The sequence below is a fragment of the Mesoflavibacter sp. SCSIO 43206 genome, assembly GCF_019904215.1.
GTDB classification, from domain to species: Bacteria; Bacteroidota; Bacteroidia; order Flavobacteriales; family Flavobacteriaceae; genus Mesoflavibacter; species Mesoflavibacter zeaxanthinifaciens.
The window spans coordinates 1,065,621-1,085,887 of sequence record NZ_CP063201.1; the positions used below are offsets into that span (position 1 = coordinate 1,065,621).

The 20,267-nt window shown below is 31.1% G+C and carries 23 protein-coding genes; 1 reads left to right on the plus strand and 22 read right to left on the minus strand.

Features of this window, described 5'->3' with window-relative positions; genetic code table 11:
• The first annotated feature begins 58 nt into the window (after nucleotides 1-58).
• A complete protein-coding gene (locus INR78_RS05060) occupies nucleotides 59-568 on the plus strand; it encodes an acyl-CoA thioesterase (protein WP_223077739.1) in 510 nt (169 codons plus the stop codon).
• On the opposite strand, the gene INR78_RS05065 is transcribed toward INR78_RS05060, so the two are convergent.
• From INR78_RS05065 to INR78_RS05170, 22 genes are all read right to left on the minus strand, one after another.
• Complete coding sequence (locus tag INR78_RS05065) at nucleotides 569-1,759, minus strand: murein hydrolase activator EnvC (RefSeq protein WP_255593122.1); 1,191 nt, start codon at nucleotides 1,757-1,759, stop codon at nucleotides 569-571. It abuts the gene before it with no gap.
• A 35-nt stretch (nucleotides 1,760-1,794) separates the two neighbouring features.
• A complete protein-coding gene (locus INR78_RS05070) occupies nucleotides 1,795-2,568 on the minus strand; it encodes a DUF4292 domain-containing protein (RefSeq protein WP_027879267.1) in 774 nt (257 codons plus the stop codon).
• Nucleotides 2,568-3,932 (minus strand): lipopolysaccharide assembly protein LapB, encoded by a 1,365-nt coding sequence (locus tag INR78_RS05075; RefSeq protein ID WP_027879268.1) that lies wholly within the window; start codon nucleotides 3,930-3,932, stop codon nucleotides 2,568-2,570. The genes INR78_RS05070 and INR78_RS05075 overlap by 1 nt, the downstream gene beginning before the upstream one ends.
• Nucleotides 3,933-4,031: 99 nt before the next feature.
• Entirely contained in the window at nucleotides 4,032-5,051 is a 1,020-nt protein-coding gene (locus INR78_RS05080) for a sugar phosphate nucleotidyltransferase (protein WP_223077741.1), read from the minus strand.
• 81 nt (nucleotides 5,052-5,132) lie between these two features.
• Nucleotides 5,133-5,447 carry a GIY-YIG nuclease family protein gene (locus INR78_RS05085; RefSeq protein WP_255593123.1) on the minus strand — a complete coding sequence of 105 codons (315 nt, stop codon included), beginning with the start codon at nucleotides 5,445-5,447 and terminating at the stop codon, nucleotides 5,133-5,135.
• A 35-nt stretch (nucleotides 5,448-5,482) separates the two neighbouring features.
• Nucleotides 5,483-5,917 (minus strand): dUTP diphosphatase, encoded by a 435-nt coding sequence (gene dut / locus INR78_RS05090; RefSeq protein ID WP_223077742.1) that lies wholly within the window; start codon nucleotides 5,915-5,917, stop codon nucleotides 5,483-5,485.
• Nucleotides 5,918-5,923: 6 nt separating this feature from the next.
• Nucleotides 5,924-7,378, minus strand: coding sequence for an oligosaccharide flippase family protein (locus INR78_RS05095; RefSeq protein WP_223077743.1), 1,455 nt, complete (start codon nucleotides 7,376-7,378; stop codon nucleotides 5,924-5,926).
• A gap of 53 nt (nucleotides 7,379-7,431) precedes the next feature.
• Nucleotides 7,432-7,890: a hypothetical protein gene (locus INR78_RS05100; protein WP_223077744.1), complete on the minus strand. Its 459-nt coding sequence runs from the start codon at nucleotides 7,888-7,890 to the stop codon at nucleotides 7,432-7,434.
• Between the two features lie 19 nt (nucleotides 7,891-7,909).
• Nucleotides 7,910-8,380 carry a hypothetical protein gene (locus INR78_RS05105; RefSeq protein ID WP_223077745.1) on the minus strand — a complete coding sequence of 157 codons (471 nt, stop codon included), beginning with the start codon at nucleotides 8,378-8,380 and terminating at the stop codon, nucleotides 7,910-7,912.
• A gap of 107 nt (nucleotides 8,381-8,487) precedes the next feature.
• Nucleotides 8,488-9,348, minus strand: coding sequence for an ATP synthase F1 subunit gamma (gene atpG, locus INR78_RS05110; RefSeq protein WP_223077746.1), 861 nt, complete (start codon nucleotides 9,346-9,348; stop codon nucleotides 8,488-8,490).
• A 74-nt stretch (nucleotides 9,349-9,422) separates the two neighbouring features.
• The gene (gene atpA, locus INR78_RS05115) at nucleotides 9,423-11,003 is read right to left on the minus strand and encodes a F0F1 ATP synthase subunit alpha (RefSeq protein WP_027879275.1); all 1,581 of its coding nucleotides are present in this window, start codon (nucleotides 11,001-11,003) and stop codon (nucleotides 9,423-9,425) included.
• A gap of 41 nt (nucleotides 11,004-11,044) precedes the next feature.
• Nucleotides 11,045-11,581, minus strand: a complete 537-nt coding sequence (gene atpH, locus INR78_RS05120) for an ATP synthase F1 subunit delta (protein WP_027879276.1) — start codon at nucleotides 11,579-11,581, stop codon at nucleotides 11,045-11,047.
• Nucleotides 11,582-11,588: 7 nt separating this feature from the next.
• On the minus strand, nucleotides 11,589-12,089 hold the full coding sequence (locus INR78_RS05125) for a F0F1 ATP synthase subunit B (protein ID WP_223077747.1): 501 nt from the start codon (nucleotides 12,087-12,089) through the stop codon (nucleotides 11,589-11,591).
• A gap of 88 nt (nucleotides 12,090-12,177) precedes the next feature.
• Nucleotides 12,178-12,366: an ATP synthase F0 subunit C gene (gene atpE / locus INR78_RS05130; protein ID WP_004569351.1), complete on the minus strand. Its 189-nt coding sequence runs from the start codon at nucleotides 12,364-12,366 to the stop codon at nucleotides 12,178-12,180.
• Between the two features lie 37 nt (nucleotides 12,367-12,403).
• Nucleotides 12,404-13,528 carry a F0F1 ATP synthase subunit A gene (atpB, locus tag INR78_RS05135; protein ID WP_106680679.1) on the minus strand — a complete coding sequence of 375 codons (1,125 nt, stop codon included), beginning with the start codon at nucleotides 13,526-13,528 and terminating at the stop codon, nucleotides 12,404-12,406.
• 129 nt (nucleotides 13,529-13,657) lie between these two features.
• The gene (locus tag INR78_RS05140; RefSeq protein ID WP_223077748.1) at nucleotides 13,658-14,029 is read right to left on the minus strand and encodes a DUF6168 family protein; all 372 of its coding nucleotides are present in this window, start codon (nucleotides 14,027-14,029) and stop codon (nucleotides 13,658-13,660) included.
• On the minus strand, nucleotides 14,029-14,256 hold the full coding sequence (locus INR78_RS05145; RefSeq protein WP_027879280.1) for an AtpZ/AtpI family protein: 228 nt from the start codon (nucleotides 14,254-14,256) through the stop codon (nucleotides 14,029-14,031). The genes INR78_RS05140 and INR78_RS05145 overlap by 1 nt, the downstream gene beginning before the upstream one ends.
• Entirely contained in the window at nucleotides 14,225-14,614 is a 390-nt protein-coding gene (locus tag INR78_RS05150) for a polymer-forming cytoskeletal protein (protein WP_223077749.1), read from the minus strand. The genes INR78_RS05145 and INR78_RS05150 overlap by 32 nt, the downstream gene beginning before the upstream one ends.
• Before the next feature lie 12 nt (nucleotides 14,615-14,626).
• Entirely contained in the window at nucleotides 14,627-17,179 is a 2,553-nt protein-coding gene (locus tag INR78_RS05155) for a hypothetical protein (RefSeq protein WP_255593124.1), read from the minus strand.
• A gap of 137 nt (nucleotides 17,180-17,316) precedes the next feature.
• Nucleotides 17,317-18,024, minus strand: coding sequence for an ABC transporter ATP-binding protein (locus INR78_RS05160; protein WP_223077750.1), 708 nt, complete (start codon nucleotides 18,022-18,024; stop codon nucleotides 17,317-17,319).
• A gap of 19 nt (nucleotides 18,025-18,043) precedes the next feature.
• The gene (locus INR78_RS05165; protein WP_223077751.1) at nucleotides 18,044-19,522 is read right to left on the minus strand and encodes a DUF5687 family protein; all 1,479 of its coding nucleotides are present in this window, start codon (nucleotides 19,520-19,522) and stop codon (nucleotides 18,044-18,046) included.
• A 52-nt stretch (nucleotides 19,523-19,574) separates the two neighbouring features.
• Nucleotides 19,575-20,264 carry a hypothetical protein gene (locus INR78_RS05170; RefSeq protein ID WP_223077752.1) on the minus strand — a complete coding sequence of 230 codons (690 nt, stop codon included), beginning with the start codon at nucleotides 20,262-20,264 and terminating at the stop codon, nucleotides 19,575-19,577.
• Nucleotides 20,265-20,267: the final 3 nt, after the last annotated feature.

Sequence of the window (20,267 nt, forward strand, 5' to 3'; positions counted from 1 at the left end):
TTGTAAAAAGCTAAACTAAAAATGTAAATCGTCTTACCTTTGCAAAAAAATAAATTCTATGACACCAAAAACTGCCGAAAGTTCTAAAACAACATTAACCGATTTAGTATTACCAAGCGAAACTAATCCGTTAAACAACCTTTTTGGTGGCGAGTTACTAGCACGTATGGATCGTGCAGCAAGTATTAGTGCAAGACGCCATAGTAGACGTATTGTAGTAACTGCTTCTGTTAATCATGTAGCATTTAACAGAGCTGTGCCTTTAGGTAGTGTTGTAACTGTAGAAGCTAAAGTATCTAGAGCCTTTAAAAGCTCTATGGAAATATTTATTGATGTTTGGATTGAAGATCGTGAGTCTGGAGAACGCACAAAAGCTAATGAAGCTATTTATACCTTTGTTGCTGTTGACGAAACAGGAAGACCTGTAAAAGTACCAGAACTTGTACCAGAAACCGATCTTGAAAAAGAACGTTATGCTGCTGCTTTAAGACGTAAGCAATTAAGTTTAGTTTTAGCAGGGAAAATGAAACCTCAAGACGCTACAGAACTTAAAGCTTTATTTGAGTAATTACATTTTATAAACCCATTCTGCAGGGTTTTGTGATGCATTATTTTTATAAACGCTAAACTTTAATAAGGTTTGACCATCGCTGTCTGTAAAGACTTCGCCAATCTCTTGTTTTGTAGAAATCTGTTCGCCTTTTTTAACATAAACTGTTTTTAAATTACCATAAGCTGTAATGTAATTACCATGTTGGATTAAAACCACAGGATTACTCTTTTTTTGCACCATTACAGCTAAGACTTTACCTTTAAAAACAGCTCTAACTTTAGCATCTTTTTCGGTAGCTATTCTTACACCGCTACTTTGTATTTCGACACTAGGATTTATAGGAGATCTTTGTTTTCCATAACGTAGTTTTACAATTCCCTTTTCTACTGGCCAAGGTAATTTTCCTTTGTTACTTATAAAGTCTGCTGCTATTAATTTTGCTTCGGCTGTTAATGCAAAACCAGATTTGTAAGTAGACGTTTTGCCTGCTTTTTTATTAGATTTTGCTATTTCGGCTTTAATAATTCGGTCTATTTCTTCATCTATTTTAGCAGCTTCACGCTGCTTTTCTTTTATTTGAACAGCATACTTATTTAAGTCTTTTTTAATCTCTGCCATTATAGATTGATGTTGCTTTCTATCGGCTTCTAATTGATTTTGAATGACCTTATTTTCTGCAATTAACTTATCCTTTTCTTCTTTTTGCTTAACTAAATCTAAGTTTAAATCTTGAAGCTTTTTTGCTTTTACTTTTATGTCTTCAGCTTGTTGTTTCTGCACCTTTGCATATTGGTTCATGTACTGTAAACGCTTATAAGCTTGTCTAAAATTATCTGAAGACAATAAAAACATTACACGGCTTTGTTCGCTTTTGTTTTTATAACTTTTTTGAATCGTTTTTGCGTAATTTTCTTTTAAAATGGTGAGCTCGTCACGCAATTGCGAAATTTCTTTTTGATTATTATTTATAGATCTAGTTAATAAATTAGCTTGTTGATTGGTAACTTTTATTAAGTTATTAGTCACGCTTAACTTATAGTTTAAGTCTTCTATTAAAGCGGTTTGATCCTTCTTTTTATTTTGGTTAGAAAAAAGAAGATTGTTTATTTTTTTAATTTCGTTTCTAAGCTCTATTCGTCTTGCTTCAAGCTGGTCTTTTTTATTGTTTTGCGCTTGCGCGGAAGTGATGCCAAGCAACAAAAACATTAGTGAAAGGGTTAGAAACTGATTGAATTTCATGGTTATAATTCTATTTTTTTATATCCTGAAGGAATGCTAAACGGAAAACGTACATCTTCATTCAAATCTACAGATTTTAATTCTAAATTAATCACTAGCTGATCTTCATTTTCTATAGCAAAAATCTTTGTTTCTGAAGGTAAAGTTAGGTTGTCTACTTTTTGATAAGATAAATAGTCTATTTGTAAAATTCTACGTTCTTTAGGTTGTGCAATTTGCTGAGAATCCATTTTAAAATGACTTGGGTTGAACATTAAAAAAAGCTCGAATAAATCGCGTTGTTTTTTTGGTTTTAATTGGTACGATTGGTCAAAAGTATCAATCTCATAATCTTTATCATTAAGTGCAAACATAGACTGACCTAATAGCATATTTTGTACTTTTTGAAAATCTAATTCTGTCCCTAAAAGATTACTTAAATACGTAAAATCGCCATCAAAATAAGTGTTATCTAGTTTGTTATAAAACGCGACTCTTGTTGGTGTTATTAGCGCTTTAACTAACCCTAATTTACTCATCCAAATGGTTTTATCTTTTTCTATACGAAGACTAACAGTTGTTCCTTCAGATTTATTTTTTTCTATGTATTCAATTTTCATTTTACCTACTAAAGTCTTAAAATCTGACTCTACTTTTTCGGTTTGTTTAATTAATTGTTTTGCTGTTAATCTATTGTTTAGTTCGCCATTGGCAACAATAGTTTTGGCTGATTTACAACCAACAAATACAAATAAGAATAGTATTGTATATAGAGAAAATTGAGTTTTAATAGTCATTAATTAGATAATTGTAATTTTTTTGCTTTATCACTAAACGTTTTTGCTTTATTTAAATTGTTTGTTGCAGTATAAGCTTTGGCTAATTGATTATAAAAATCTGCTTCCATTGGTTTGTCATCTATAATGTAATCTAAGCCCATTTCTAAGCTTTCTATAGCTTCTTTTGGTCTGTTTAGATAGTTTAAAGATACGCCATGAGTAAGATATAAAACTGGTTGCGATGGGAAAATTTCTATACCTTCTTGGCTACGATCTGCTGCTTGTTTAAATTGTTTTAAATCTATGTGAAGAAGTATTATATTTCTTAATATCCCAAAGTTTTCTTCTTCTTTTTGCAATGCTTGTTCGTAAAAACTTATTGCTTTTTGTTTTTCGCCTTTAAGTAAATAATATTGAGCTAACTCTACCAACGTTTTACCACTAGATTCAATTTTTGTTAGCATTGAAGTTACATCTACTAAGTCTTGCTCGTATTGTTGATTTTTACTGACAAATTTTACAAAATCTGCTAGTACTTTTATTTTAGATTCGGGATTAATTTTTGAGCTTTGTAAAGCAATTTTCATAGAATTAATTGCTTTATCGTGGCTACCTTCATCTAAATAAAATTTATATAATGCTAGATGAACAAGTTGGTTTTTTGGATTAATTTCTAATAGCTTTTTTGCTGTTTCAAACGCTTTTTTCTTGTCGTTATTTTCGCTGTAACGATAGATTAATCTTAAGTAAGTTTCTTCAGATTCTGGATTTTTATCTACGCGTTCTTCAAGATTTTCAATTTGATCTTTTTTTCTACCTGTTGCGTTGTAAATGCGGTTACGCAGTAAGTCTCTATCGTCTGTAATACCGTATTCTTCATCTAATTCGTCAAGAATTTTTAAAGCGTCTTTAAAATTTCCTGTTTGCACATAAATGTTTGCTAAATCCTCTTTATAATCTGGATGGTATTTTACTAATTGCCTTACGGTTTTTATGGCTTTGTTATATTCTTTTTGCTGAATGTAAACATGATACAGCTCGTCTAAAACCCATTCGTTATCAGGCTCTATTCTTAATGCATCTTTTAATGCATCTTCAGCTTCTCCAAAATTTTTAAGCTTGTTGTAGTTTTTTCCTAATTGATAATAAATAACCACATGAGAATCGTCTAATTCTAAGCAACGTTTTAAGTTATCTACAGCACGGTCATAATTTTCTATACCGTGTTGTTTCATGGCTTCGTAGAAATTATTTTGAAATTCGTCTTCAAAATTTCCTAAGTCGTCATTTGGTGTTTTATTAAAATCTACTTGGGCATAGTTAGTCTGCGGAATGCATAACATTCCGAAAAGGAAATATAAGATGTAAAGCGTTTTTTTCATCTAAATAACCTTTTGACTAAGGTTTAAGTGACTTTTTATTTTAATTAGGTCAATAATTATTCCAATTTATGTCTTTAAGATTTCTGCTTTCGCAGAAATTTATTCCAAAACAGAATAATCGCCAATGCTAATTTTGGTAAACTTACCGTCGTACTTAACGTGGTTACCAATCATAGCTTCGTCTAAATTAGCATTTTTTATACTAGTTTGGTTTTGTATTAAACTATTTTTAACGGTTGCATTTTCGATAACACAATTATTACCAATTGAAACATATGGTCCAACCGTTGCGTTTTTAAGCACTACGTTTTCTCCAATATAACAAGGTTCTATAATTGTTGAATTTTCATTTTTTACAGAGTCTGAAACTAATTGCTCTTCTCCATCTGCTTGTAAAAAGCCTAACATACGTTGGTTTGTGTCTAATGTTATGGTTTTGTTTCCGCAGTCCATCCACTCGCTAACTTCGCCTGTTTTAAAGACTTTTCCATCTGCCATCATGCCTTTAATTCCGTCGTTAATTTGATATTCGCCACCATTAATGATATTGTTATCTAATACGTTTTGAAGTTGATCTTTTAACTGGCTTACTTCTTTAAAATAGTAAATACCTATAACTGCTAAATCACTTACAAATTGTTGTGGCTTTTCTACAAGTTCAACAATTTCCTTTTTGTCATTTAATTTAACAACACCATAAGCTTCTGGTTGATCTACTTGTTTTACCCAAATTACTGAGTCTGCTTCTGGATCTAAATTAAAATCTGCACGAATTAAAGTATCTGCATAAGCGATTACTGCTGGTCCTGATAAACTTTCTTTAGCACACATAATGGCGTGACCTGTACCTAAAGGTTGATCTTGACGAAAGATAGAGGCTTTTGCACCTAAACTTGTCGCTAAGTCTGTTAAACTGTCTACTACATCGTCTCCAAACCAAGCTGGATCACCTAAAACAAAAGCAACTTCGGTTATTGGTTGTTTTAAAACTTTTGCAATATCTTTTACTAATCTGTGGACAATTGGTTGTCCTGCGACAGGAATTAGTGGTTTTGGAACTGTTAAACTATGTGGTCTTAGACGAGATCCTCTTCCCGCCATAGGTACTATTATTTTCATTTTTTCATGCCTGCGTAAGCAGGTATCTTTTTTTAATTAAACTTATTTTTTTGGGTTTGAGATTTCTGTTTTTACAGGAATTTATTCTCTTATTTTATTAAAGTTAAGATTCCAATTCAGACTCAAATCTGTCCAGTTCGGATTCATTTCCTCTATTAATTCAATTTTCCAGTTTCTTTTCCATTTTTTAAATTGCTTTTCTCTTTTTTCAGCAATTAATCCATTTTCATATTCTTCAAAATAAACTAATTTATCACAATTATATCTAGCTGTAAATGATTTAGGGTATACTTTTAACTTATGCTCCTTAATTCTTTCGTCTATATTGTTAGTTACACCTATGTATAAAACTCCATTAGGTTTATTTGTCATAATATAGACGTACCAAAGTTTCATTTTTATCTGCTTAGAGATTCCTGCTTTCGCAGGAATTATTTGACTCCTGTACTTCCAAAACCGCCTTCTCCACGAGACGTTTCAGAAAGTGTTTCTACTTCAATCCATTCGGCACGTTCGTGTTTTGCAATTACTAACTGTGCTATACGCTCGCCGTTTTCTATCGTAAAATCTTCGTTAGAAAGGTTGACAAGGATAACACCTATTTCTCCTCTATAGTCTGCATCTACTGTTCCTGGTGCGTTTAAGACAGTTATTCCTTTTTTTGCAGCTAAACCACTTCTTGGTCTTACTTGCGCTTCAAAACCTATTGGTAACTCAATAAATAAACCTGTTTTAATTATAGTACGATCTAAAGGTTTTAGGGTTATTGCCTCATCTATATTTGCTCTTAAATCCATTCCAGCAGACGCAATAGTTTCATAATGCGGTAAAGCGTGATTGGATTTATTAATGATTTTTATTTGCATGAAATGTTATTTGAGTAGTTTTTTGATTTCATTTTTTTCAAGTTGAAAAACTATGCCTAAAAGTACAATTATTGCAGTAAAACCAATAAAATAATTACCTCTAAAATTATAAAAATAGATGAAAGAGAAACTAATCGACACCAATAAATAAATGACTATTTTCTTTAAATTGTAAGGAATTGGATAGTATTTTCTTCCATAAAAATAAGATAAAAACATCATTAGGCTATAAGCACAAAGCGTTGCAATTGCAGATCCTTTAAATCCTATTTTAGGTATTAAAATGTAATTGATTAACAATGTTATTACTGCACCAAAAACCGAAATATAGGCACCATATTTAGTCCTGTCTGTAATTTTGTACCAAACGGATAGGTTATGATAAATACCAAGACAAAAGTTTGCTAATAGGATAAAAGGCACTATCCACATGGCGTCATAATAAGCTTCACTTCTAATAATTATAGGCTTTATTATATCTGCAAAAACTACTACTGTTACTAAGATTATTGCTCCAAATGCAATAAAAAATTCTAATATTTTAGCGTAATTTTTTTGTGGATCTTTAGCTTTTGAATGGCTAAAAAAGTAAGGCTCTATACCTAACCTAAAAGCTGTTGCAAAAAGTGTCATAAACAACGCTAGTTTATAACATGCAGAATACATACCTATTTGGTCATCTGCTATATTTTCTGGCAATAATTCTTTTAAAAGAATTCGGTCAAAGGTTTCGTTAATAGAATACGCAACGCCTGCAATAAGCACAGGTAAAGCATAGTTCATCATCTTTTTCCAAAGTTTAATGTCTATTTTAAACTTCACTTTTCTATAAAATGGTAATAACCAAACCAACGTTAATGCGCTAGCAATGACGTTAGAAATGAAAATATAATTGATTTCAAATTTAGGTTTATAAACAGAATTGAAAATGGAGTTAGTTTCGGCTAAATCTTTTAAATAAACTAATAAAAACACGTTAAGTCCTAAGTTTACAGCTACGTTTAAAATCTTAATTATAGCGTATTTTGTAGGTTGACTTGTAGCTCTTAACCAAGCAAATGGTATAATTACTAATGCGTCTAAAAGCAATATTAAAAAGACTAAGTTTAAGTATTGTAAGTCAATTTCAATTAAAGATGAAATTTGATTTCTAAAAAGAAAAGCAATACCTAAAACAGCTAAACTACTAACTGTTAACGATGTTGCTGATGTATTTAAAACATTTTTTTGATTTTCTTCTTTATTAAAAAATCTAAAAAACGCGGTTTCCATTCCGTAGGCTAAAACCACATTAAATAAAACGAAATAAGCAAAAATAAAAGATACTTCTCCATATTCAGCTCTTGATAACACTGAAGGATCTGTGTATAATGGCACAAGTATAAAGCTTAACATTCTGGGTAAAACTGTTGCTAAACCATAAATAAATGTTTGCTTAAAAAGAGATTTAAATCCGCTCAAAAGGTTGTTTATTTTGACCTAAATGTATTGAATTTGTTACAGTAATAAAAACATTAATTAATTGGTGGTCCTTCTGGATAGTAAACACCTTCTTTTTCTTCTATATTTGAAACCTTGTAATACTTAGTTGTACCATTTTCTATATAACTAATTACACATTCTCTATTTTCTAATTGAAAAGGAAAAAAACCTTTAGTTGTTAGTGCATTTCCTTCTTCATTAGTTAATCTTTTTGTTAATCGAGAAAAATATTGACCTTTTAAAGGTATTAGTTTTCCTTTCATTTTTCTAAAGTACACACTATCCATTTTAATACTTGAATGGTTTGGATAAAGGTTAGAAAAATAAAGATTGACACCAGAGCTACCAATAGCTACACCGGTTGTCCAATGCTGTAAATAGGTTTGCGTTAATTGAATTGGTGCTTGTTTTTGTAATGCGTATTTAGAAGGTGAACAATTACAAATACAAATAAATAACACAATTAGTGTTATTGATTTAAGGGCTTTCATAATGTAAGTAGGTTAATAATTAATTTTGTTTTGGTGGCGCACTCGGAAAATACTCAGTTTGTTTTTCTTTTATATTATCAATTTTATAATACTTCTTTTTATCGTTTTCGGTATAAATGATAACGGCTTCATTTTCTTTTAAATCGAAAGGAATTTCTGCTTCTGTTTTAGGAGAGAAATCTTCATTTTGATTAGATTCAGTTAAAATACGTCCTATAAACAGATTTGGATTATTTGGTTTAGTTTCTAATAAAACTTTATGCCCTCTAAAATATAAACTGTCTAGTGCTATATTAGTCTTTAAGTTAGTTACAGGAATAAATATATTAATACCTGATCCGCCATTTTTAACTCCTGCAACCCAGTTTTGATAATAAGGTTGTTCTATTTTAAAACTTACACTATCTTGAAGTTTTTGGACACTAGAGCATTGTAAAAAAAATGCAAATACTAAAAATGTAAACGTGATGTATTTAAAAAATTTAATCATGAGCTTAGTTTTTATAAATATAACAATCAAATTGTATTCCATAAAAAAAGCCTTATCAAAATTGATAAGGCTTTTTATTTTTTATAATTGCTTTGAGTTTAGCACTATTAATTATTTAATGCTTCTGCACCACCAACAATTTCTAATATTTCATTAGTAATTGCTGCTTGACGTGCTTTGTTGTAAGTTAATTTTAATTGATCTCTTAACTCTGTAGCATTATCTGTTGCTTTATGCATTGCTGTCATACGTGCTCCATGCTCACTAGCAAAGCTATCTCTTACACCTTTATAAAGCTGAGTTTTTAAAGATTTAGGGATTAACTCTTCTACTATTTCGGCTTTAGAAGGCTCAAAAATGTAATCTAAATTAACGTTTTCATCCTGTTGTATTGGAACAATAGGTAAAAACTGTTCTGTCATTACTATTTGTGTTGCTGCATTCTTAAATTTGTTGTAAACGATTTCAATTTTATCAAATTCGCCTGTAACAAACTTATCCATTAGCATTTGTGCTATTTCTGAAACGTTATCAAATGTTAGATCGTCATAAATATCACTTTTGTTAGCAATAACAATTCCTTTTTTTTCAAAAGCGTCATTAATCTTTTTTCCTATTGCTAAAACAGATACTTCTTTACCTGCGTAAGCATTATCTATCAAATTGTTTGTTTGTTTGATAATGTTAGAGTTAAAAGCTCCACATAATCCTCTATTTGAAGATATTGAAACTAATAATACTCTGTTTACTTCACGTTGGTCTGCAAATTTACTTCCTGCATCTGCTTCTAAAGTTGCACTTAAGCTTTGTAAAAGCTCTGTTAACTTGTCTGCATAAGGACGCATTGCTGTAATAGCATCTTGGGCTTTCTTTAACTTTGCAGCAGATACCATTTTCATAGCACTGGTTATTTGCATTGTTGAAGATACCGAAGATATCCTATTACGTATTTCTTTAAGATTTGCCATTTTTTAGTAATTAGTATTGAGTATTCAGTAGTGAGAAAACTTTCTATCTCACTACTCAATACTAAAATCTATTATTATGCTTTATATTTAGCTGAAAGGTCTTTTGCTACTGCAGATAATGTATCTGTAACCTCGTCAGTTAATTTTCCTGCTTTTAAAGTATCTAAAACATCTCTGTGTTTAGCATTTAAGAACTCGATATAATCTCTTTCAAATTCTTTCACTTTTTCTACAGGTACATCTCTTAATAAGTTTTTAGAACCAGCGTAGATAATTGCTACTTGGTCTTCTACTGTATAAGGATCGTTTTGTGCTTGCTTTAAGATTTCTACGTTACGCTTACCTTTTTCAATTACATTTAACGTTGCAGCATCAAGGTCTGAACCAAACTTAGCAAATGCCTCAAGCTCACGGAACTGTGCTTGGTCTAACTTTAATGTACCAGCTACTTTCTTCATTGACTTAATTTGAGCAGATCCACCTACACGAGATACCGAGATACCTACGTTAATTGCTGGACGTACACCAGAGTTAAATAAATCTGACTCTAAGAAAATCTGACCGTCCGTAATAGAAATTACGTTAGTTGGAATATATGCAGAAACATCTCCAGCTTGTGTTTCGATAATTGGTAAAGCTGTTAAAGATCCACCACCTTTTACTACTGGTTTTAACGATTCTGGTAAATCGTTCATGTTTTTAGCAATATCATCATCTGCAATTACTTTTGCAGCACGCTCTAATAATCTTGAGTGAAGGTAGAAAACGTCTCCTGGATACGCCTCACGTCCTGGTGGACGACGTAATAATAAAGATACCTCACGGTAAGCAACTGCTTGTTTTGATAAATCATCAAATACAATTAAAGCTGGTCTACCAGTATCTCTAAAATACTCACCTATTGCAGCACCTGTAAATGGCGCGTAAACTTGCATTGCAGCAGGATCTGATGCATTTGCAGCTACAATAGTAGTATAAGCTAAAGCTCCTTTTTCTTCTAAAGTTTTAGCAATGTTTGCAACTGTAGATGCTTTTTGTCCTACTGCTACATATATACAATATACAGGCTCTCCTGCATCGTAAAATTCTTTTTGATTTAAGATGGTATCAATACAAACTGTTGTTTTACCAGTTTGACGGTCACCAATTACAAGCTCACGTTGCCCACGTCCTACAGGAATCATGGCATCTACAGATTTAATACCTGTTTGTAATGGCTCGTTTACTGGTTGACGATAAATAACACCAGGCGCTTTACGCTCTAATGGCATTTCGTAAGTATCACCAGCGATAGGTCCTTTTCCATCAATTGGATTTCCTAATGTATCTACTACACGACCAACAATACCTTCACCTACTTTAACAGAAGCAATACGGTTAGTACGTTTTACTGTAGAACCTTCTTTTACTCCAGTTGATCCTCCTAATAATACAATACCTACGTTGTCTTCTTCAAGGTTTAGTACAATACCTTCTAATCCTCCTTCAAATTCTACTAACTCTCCGTATTGAGCATTTGATAATCCGTAAGCACGTACAATACCATCTCCTACTGTTAATACTGTTCCAACTTCGTCTAATGAAGCACTTGCTTCAAAACCAGATAGTTGTTGTTTTAAGATTGCTGATACTTCAGCTGGTTTTACTTCTGCCATCTTATTTAGATATTAGATGTTAGATTTAAATCTAACTATATTTAATTTATTGTAAATTCTCTTTTTAATTTGTTTAGTTGGTTAGCAATACTTGCGTTGTATTGTGTATCTCCAACTCTTAAGATGAAACCTCCTAAAATGTTTTCATCTACTATATTTGTTATTGCTGCTTCTTTACCTGTAAGCTCTTTTACTTTTGCTTGTACTTTATTTTCTAACTCTTTTGTTAAAGGTACTGCTGTTGTTACTTGTGCTACTTGGCTGCCTTTTTGTTGCTCAAAAAGGGTTATAAAACTTGAAGCTACTTCTGGTAATAGAGATATACGCTTGTTAGCAATAAGTACATCTATTAAATTAACTGTTGCTTTGTTAGTATTTTTAAAAATTTCTAACAATGCCGATTTTTTTACAGATGAACGTATTACAGGACTGTAAAGCATATCTTTTAAATCTTTACTCTCAGCAACAGTATTTTTTATTAGCTCCATATCTGTATTTACAGCATCTGCTGTATTACTTTCTGTAGCTAAACTTAGTACTGCTTTTGCGTAACGTATTGCTGCTCTTTCTCCTGCCATTTTTTGACTAGTTTAATTTTGCGTCTCCTAACATAGACTCAACTAATTCTATTTGTTTGTCTTTGTTAGATAATTCTTGACGTACAACTTTTTCTGCTATCTCTAAAGATAATCCTGCTACTTGACCTTTTAACTCAGCCATAGCAGATTTCTTTTCGCTTTCTATTGCAGCTTGTGCTTGAGCTATCATTGCATTTGCTTGCTCTTGCGCTTCTGTTTTTGCGTCTTCAATCATTTTTGTTTTAAGCTCGCGTGCTTCTTTTAACATTGCTTCACGTTCTGCACGAGCTTCTTTTAATAACTTATCGTTATCTGCTTGAAGATTTTGCATTTCAACTTTGGCATTCTCTGCTGCTTCTAATGCGTTTTGGATACCATCTTCACGAGATTGTAATGCATCTAAGATTGGTTTCCAAGCAAATTTTCTCATTAATACTATAAGTATTACTAAGATTACAGCTTGCATTATAAATAAACCTACTGAAAAATCGTTTAATAAAGTTTCCATTTGATATTGATTACTTCTTTGTATTTGTTTAATTTAAAACAGCTTCTGCAACCAACCGTTGCAGAAGTTGTTTTGTTTTGTTTTAGGATTATTTTCCTAAGATTAATGCACCGAATGCTAAACCTTCTAATAAGGCACCGATGATGATCATCGCAGTTTGGATTTTTCCAGCTGCTTCTGGTTGACGAGCAATACCTTCCATTGCTTTTCCACCGATTTGACCTAAACCGATTCCTCCACCGATTACGATTAATCCTGCTCCAATTAAATTGTACATACTAATTGATTTTAAATATTAATTAAACAAATTCTTATTAATGATGGTCATGCTCTTCAACCGCCATACCTATAAATAACGATGATAACATCGTAAAAATAAATGCTTGTAAAAAGGCTACCAATATTTCGATAACCGATATAAATAATGCTAACACTAAAGACATACCTGTAGATGCTACTGGTCCAAATGCTTCTTTCATTGTTATCATTAATGCTATAAGACTCATTACTACAAAGTGTCCTGCTGTCATGTTTGCAAATAAACGAACTAATAAAGAGAATGGTTTAATTAACACAAATCCTACTAATTCTATTACTGCTAATACTGGTCTTAATATTACTGGTACTCCTGGCATCCATAATGTATGCATCCAGAAATCTTTGCTACCACTAAATAAATAGATTACTGCTGTAAATATTGCTAAACATACTGTTACAGCAATTTGTCCTGTTACGTTAAATCCTAATGGCGTTAATCCTAATAAGTTTAATATCCAGATAAAGAAGAACACTGTTAATAAGAAGCCCATAAATTTACGGTACTTTTTCTCTCCAATATTTGGCTTAGCGATATCGTCTCTTACATAGATTACTAATGGTTCTAATACACGACCTATACCAGTTGGGATGTTTTTTCCTTTTTTGTAGCCTTTTGCTAAACTACCAAAACCTAAAATCATTAATAATCCAGCTAGCAACATACCAAACACACTTTTAGTTATAGAAAAATCTAAAACTTTGTGTGCATTTGTTGGGTGATGTGCATCATCAAAAGCAACAGTTGTTGCACCATTGTCTAACTCGTATATTTTACTGTGTAATTTCACCAATCTAGTATCTCCTTTTTCTACGATTACTTCACCGTTATCGTCATGATGAAACTCTGAAGACATAAACGTCTTTAACCCATTACTTGTCCAAACAATTACAGGTAATGGCATACTCCAATGTTTTCCTGTTTTATTATTAGTAAACAAATGAAAATCGTGAGAATCTTTTAAGTGATGTTGAATATACTCTTTAATTTCTGAAGGTGTATCAATTGTATTACCGTTGTGGTCTTCTTGATGAGACTGGTTTGTATCTGCTAATGAAACAGAAGTTATTAATACACAGAATAATGCTATAATTAATTTGATAGATCTTTTTGCAATCATCATTTTTTCGCCTAATTAAAGTTTTGCCTTTAAATTTCGTGCAAATGTAAGCATTTATTTAAAAATTTAAAGCTTTTTTTTATTTTAAAAAACAGCTTTTTTTTTTGAGCTAAATAGCTGATTATATAAGCCTTATTTATTAGTTAGCAGTTTACCTACTAATAATGCTTCAATAATTAAAAAAATAAATAAAGGAACCACCAAACTTATTCTTTCCTGCAGCGCTACTAAATCTACCGCAAAGACTGATTTTTGAAAAATTAACACAAATGCTCCTATCTTAAAACACATTAGCATTAAATAGGCGTAACCTACTTGATTTGGTAGTTTGGTAAAAAGAAATTCTATTATTAAATAGACTATTATGGCAGATAGTGCATGAAAAAGATAGACACTAAATAATGAGTATTGAAGCTGAATATCTACTAGTGATTTATTTAGTCCGTAACTAATAAAAAAAGCAGCTATGATTATAGCTACAGATATTATAATACGTTTTAGCATTATTTTTTGTTTGTAATTTTTATAACTTGATAGATAACCGAAAACATTGCAACAGCAACTGCAATTAACGTTACTACCTTATAATAGATTTGATTGGTTGTGTTGTATTTTTGGTCAAGCCACTCACCAAGCTTGCTTCCTAAGTAAATGGTTAATCCCATTTGTAAAGCAATAGAAGTAAACTTTATGTATTTATTAGGCTGTTTTTTGTTGTTTTGATTTGCCATTTATATCTTTTACAGAAGATTTCATCTCACAAGTTACATTAAATGTTGCTCCTGGCTCTACTGCTAATTTTTCGGTAACAACATCTCCTTCTATATGTGCTGTAGATTTTAATGTTAATGTACCCGTTAATTCTATTGTACCGTTTAGTTTTCCTTCAAAATAAGCATTGCTACATGATAACTTACCTGATATTTGACCATCTTTACCTACTACAACCTTACCTGGTGTTTGTATGTTTCCTTCAATAATTCCATCTACACGTAAGTCGCCTTCACTAAAAAAATCACCTACAATTTTAGTTCCTTTTGCTATTATATTTTGGATAGAAATATGTTCTTGACTTTTGTTTTTCTTCATAATTAAGGGAGATTATTGATTTGCTATATAAGTTTCTAAGTTTTTATGTATTTGGATAATCTGGTAATTTTCTTGCGAAATCCCAAAAAATGGTCTATCTATTTTCTTTTTGTCCTCTTCTTCTACAATATTAGCAAACCCTTTTGCACCATCTATACTTTTTATACCATGTACTACTAAAAATGTTTTGTCTTTATTATAAACATCTACAGACGTTGATAAATCGTAGTAAGATATTTTTTCTATAACTATATCTAGTGTTTCTTTAAACTCTTTTAATTCAACTTCTTGATTTTTATCAAATTGATAGACTACTTTAAAGTTTTTAGATACATCATTTGGTACAAATATTTGTTTACTTAAAGACTGTAAACTATTAATTAGATTTTGTGCTTTTATACCTTCTTCTGTGTTAGCATAATCTAATGCTATTTGGTTTAAGGCATCCATGTAAGCTGTGTAACCATTTAATCTACCGTTTGCTGTTGCTTTTAGCAATTCAAATTTTGGCACAATTGGATCGCCGTCAAAGTAGTTTATATATTGGTCACTATCTTCTATAACAGATTGATATTGTTGCTCTTCAAGTTTTTTATAGGTTTGCTCGTAAAGATTTTCTGGGCTTCCTTCATTGTCTGCAACAGCTTGATTTGGATTCTGTAAAATAAAAGCATATCTAGAATCTGGATAATTACTTATTATATCTTGCTTAGTAATTTCAGCTTCATTTGTTTGTCCTAAAATTTCATAGATTTTATACAGATTATATTTTGAAGGTAATATTAAACGTTCTTCTGGAGCACTTTTTAATAAGGTTGTGAATTTTGTTTTTGAAAGCTCGTACTCTTTAAATTTCTCTTTATAAATTAACCCTAATTGATAGTATGCATAATTTCTTTCTTTCATTAGACTATCAATGTCTTTATCTGTGCTTGGTAATTGTTTTAAGTAATAATCTGGAGAGAATTTCTCGTTTTCAGAATTATTTTCGATTGCAGAAGCAATTGCGTCTGTAGAAGAAAATCCACTGCGACCATTACTTGACCAACGCCAATTATCTTCATTACTTCTTTCTCCCCAAAGTTGTTCAAATTGGTTTTTACCATAAGCTACAGTTTCTTGATTATAAAAATAGAAACTTGTTGCATTACCTACTGGTGAAGCACCACGTGGTGGACCAAAACCAGTTTTTTTGTTAGTAGTGTTTTGCTGAAAATCTTTTATACGTTTTTGAGTTTCTAAACGCTCTTGCTCTTCTTCGGCTATAGCTTTTAATTTATCTGTATAATCTTTAAAATACTGTTCTCTTTCTGCTATTGGCATAGCGACTAACTTTAAAATACTATCATTAGCTTCTGCAACACCTTCGTAAAAGATAACATCTTCTAAATTTTCGTTTTTCTTTTTAATCACACGGTATGGTTTACTGTTTTCTACCATATTAATTAATGTACTGTCATAGTAGGCGCCTGCTAGTTTATACTCTGTATTGTCAAAATAGTAATTACCTAAAGTTTCGTAATTTTTGGCAACTAAAATTTTGTCTTTAGAGTTGGTACGAAGTGATTTATTGTAATAAGCTACTGCTAAAGAATCGAATTTATTTTCTAAGTGAAACTCGGCTATTTGGTGATAAATTTTATCTAAAAACGGACGGTTTTCTCTATTTTCTTCAAGCTTGGTTAAGTGTTCTAAAAACTCGATTTTATTACCGTTTTCATAATCGAAATTTTTAGCTTTTTCTACTTCTGCAGCAATTAGATATTGACGTGGTATTTTTCGGTTTAAATCTATAACCTCATCAAAAGCTATGTTTGCGCTGTCTTTATCTTCTAAAGCATTGTAAAGCTGACCTTTTATAAAGTTGAAACGACCTTTTTCTTCATTCTTTTTTGTGGCTTTAGATGCTGTTTTTATATGCACAATTGCACTATCTAACTGCTCTAAATTAATATAAGCTTGTGCCAAAGTAGATGTGGCATCTGCAAGTTGTTGGCCTTCTAAATCTTCTTGTTCTAATAGGCGTTTAAGGTTTTCAATAGCAATTTCGTTATTTTCTAATCGCATATTGGTTTTTTCTCGCCATACTTTTGCTGTGTTGATTTTATCAGAATCGCCATAACTTGATAAAATCTTATTAAAGGCGTTTAATGCTGGTACAAAACGTTGGTCAAAATAACGTGCTTGACCTAATAGTAAATAAGCTTCGTCTATTTGTGGATTATGCTCTTTACCCTGAATATTCATACCGTGTTTTTGAACGGCTTTGACAGCTTTTTCTTCAGCTTTTGTAAAATCAGAGTTTTTGGATTGTCCTGGTAAAATAACTTCTTCTCTGATTTGCATACGCTCTACAGGAAGTATGGCCCAATAATTATCAAAATAAGTAGCGTTTAGACTGTTACGTCCTTGCTCTAACGCATTGTAACCATTAAATAATGTGTTATATTCTGCAGTTACTGCGTGAAAATTACGACTTATAAAACTATCGTTTTTACGAGAGCAACTTGTAATTGTTAGTACTATAACCGTAAAGGCTAAACTTATTTTAAATGCTAATTTCAATGCGGTTGTATTTTGTGTAATACATAACTGTTTACATGCAATTTTATTATATTTTTTGCATGTAAGAGCGTAAAAATAAGCATCTTTTTTTAAATAACTTAACGCATATCAATTTACAGAGAAAAAACTATAAAATATTACACTTCTGCTGTGCCAGAAAAGTGCGCCTCTAATTCTTTTAAAGTCGCCTCGCTAGTTTTAATATCTTTTACAACTTGACCTTTATCTAAAACCACAATACGCTCGCAAACATCGGTAACGTGTAATAAATCATGACTTGACACTAAAACTGTTACACCTTGTTTTTCGGCTAAATCTTTAATGATTTGTTTTAATCTAATTTGTGTTGTTGGGTCTAAGTTTGCAAAAGGTTCATCAAGAATAATAACTTCTGGATTACCTATTAATGCAGCGACAATTCCAGCTTTTTTCTGGTTTCCTTTACTTAAATCGCGTAAATATTTTTTCTGATTTAAGATTTCACCATGAAAAAAATCTTCAAACTGTGCTAACAAATTGTCTACATCTTGTTTGTTTTGCCCACGTAAATCACCAATAAAATAAAAATATTCTTCTGGTGTCAAGTAACCAATTAAGAAGCTTTCGTCTATAAATGCAGAGGTAAATGGTTTCCAATCTTCACTTTCGCTAACAACAACGCTATTATTTTCTATCTGTCCTGTTGTTGGTTGTATTAAATCAAGAAGTAAACTAAAATAGGTTGTTTTACCTGCTCCGTTGTTTCCTACTAATCCAAAACTTTGTCCTTTTGGGATTTCTAAAGTTGAAATATTTAAAACTTCTTTACTATTATATTTTTTTGAAAGGTTTGTTGTCTTTATCATGATTAAAAGTGAATTAAGGTTAGCTGTCTTGACTAAATGCGTCTATCATTTTGTATTTAGAGTCTAGGTATTTTTGTGTAATTAGTTTCATTAATTTTTGATGAAACACAATACCTAATAAACCCAAAAAGGCTAATGCAAATAGACCGACTTGAAAATTGATGAAAAATGAAGTCAAGCCAAATATTGCTGCAGGTAAAATCATTAAAGGAATACCAATAATCCATTGTACTGCACCGGTACCTTGATAGTTAAATGCTGCACGTTGGTTTAAGTCTATTTTTTTGCGATTAAAGCTTCCGCCAAGCATAATTACATAACTATTAACACCAATATTATAAATAGCTGCAGCAAAATGTGCTGCTAAAATTTTCCAACCAAAATACACATACGGAATACTAAGCACAAACATGATAATTACACTTAAAATCATTAGCGTGTATTTAGATTTTAAGTATTGCTCGTATTTAATGTTTTGGCTCATTAACATTTTGTAGTAACCGCTATCCCAAGCAGGAATAAACTGCCCAAAATTGATTAAGAAAATACCTGTTACAAAAATGCCTACAAAACCAAATATCATTGGCGAATCTTGAAATTGAGGATTAGGGTAAAAGAATAACCCATATAGTAAGCCAATAACTAAAATAAACACCGAAGATTTTGGTCTTTTATTACGCCATATTAAACGTAAATCTAATTGCATAAAAGGCGCTATATCTCCGAAGTTTTTTGTCCAACCAAGGTTAGAAGCATTAACTTCTTTTATTTTAGTTTTTAAAGAATGATCTAAATACAGTTTTTGTCTTAAAATCTTAAAATTAAACCAATAACAAACACCTAAGATAGCGACTAATATTAATAGATATATTGGGTTATTAGCTATAGCTAAAATGGATGCAGATAGTAATCCTGAAATATCTAAGATCTCAAAATAGTTTAAAACAAATAATCCTCCAGCAACTACAATAATTGGTAGGTAAGATAATTCGGTTTCTGACGAGATACTTTCAATAATAAAATTTAAAAAATTACTGATTAACGATATCAAAACCATTGCTACCAACCAAGTTAACACCATAGATTTTGAATAACCTTTTGACATTAAGACTATGCTAAAAGGGATTGTTGCAAAAAGCGGTAAAAAGTTAATAAACGCTAAAGTTGATTTACCCAAAACATAGTTAACCACTGTGTTTCTTTTAACAGGAAGCGTTAGCAAAGGTTTTACACTCATTACTGGTAATTTCTGAAAGAAAAAACGAATAAGAAGCTCCATTAAAACCCAGTAAAAAACAACTTGATTTACAATAATAAAAGGATCTTGATCTGGAAATGCTTTTTTTAAACCAGGATATAGTCCAACACCTAACGCTAAAAATGTAACAATAAAATAAAGCGCAAAAAAGCCCATTAAAATTTTTAGCGCTAAGCTTTTTCCGAAACTAGCAGAACGAAAAAATTGCTTCCACTCTAAACTTATAAACTTGCTTATCATAGATTAATATTTTGGTTTGGTTTATGTATTGGTAGCTAAGTTTATAGATTTGTTACAAACTGAATTCAGGATAGGTTGTTTTTAACAACTCTTCTGCTTTATCTGGTATAACTCTAAAGCTTATATAATTAACTAAATATAAGAGTGTAAAAATTGCTGCAGTTAATAAAACTAATTTGGTATTAGACACAAAAACATCACTCCACATTGAGATATTATAAAATTGAGATAAAAAAATTATACCAATACTTCCTGCTTGTTTAAAAATAAGCTCTTCTAACAACCACTTTTTGCTAGATATCTCTTTTCTTTTTCTAAACTCTCTATTAAGCTGTATACTTCTAAATAATGTCCAAATTGCCAATACACCAAATATTATAAAGAAAAAATATTTAGCATAACTTGTTTGAAGTAGTGTAAAAAAAGTAACAAATAAAGTTGCGGTTATTATTATTTTAGGGACTGTAAACCATTGTTTAAGTTCTGATAATAAATATTTGTAATAGCGCTTATTCATAGCTTTTTGGCGTTGCTCTACCACATCCATAAAACCAAAAACACCAAATTTTTTAAAAGATTGATCTCTTGCTTCTTCAAAAGACAGCTTAGGGTTTTCTTGCCATATAGTTTCAATATCATTAGCTAAATGGTCTACAAGCTCTGTTTGTAAATCGTAATGATATACATAATGATTTCTTGTAAAGGCGTATAAATCTTGTAATTGTGATGGTGTTACTTTCAAAAT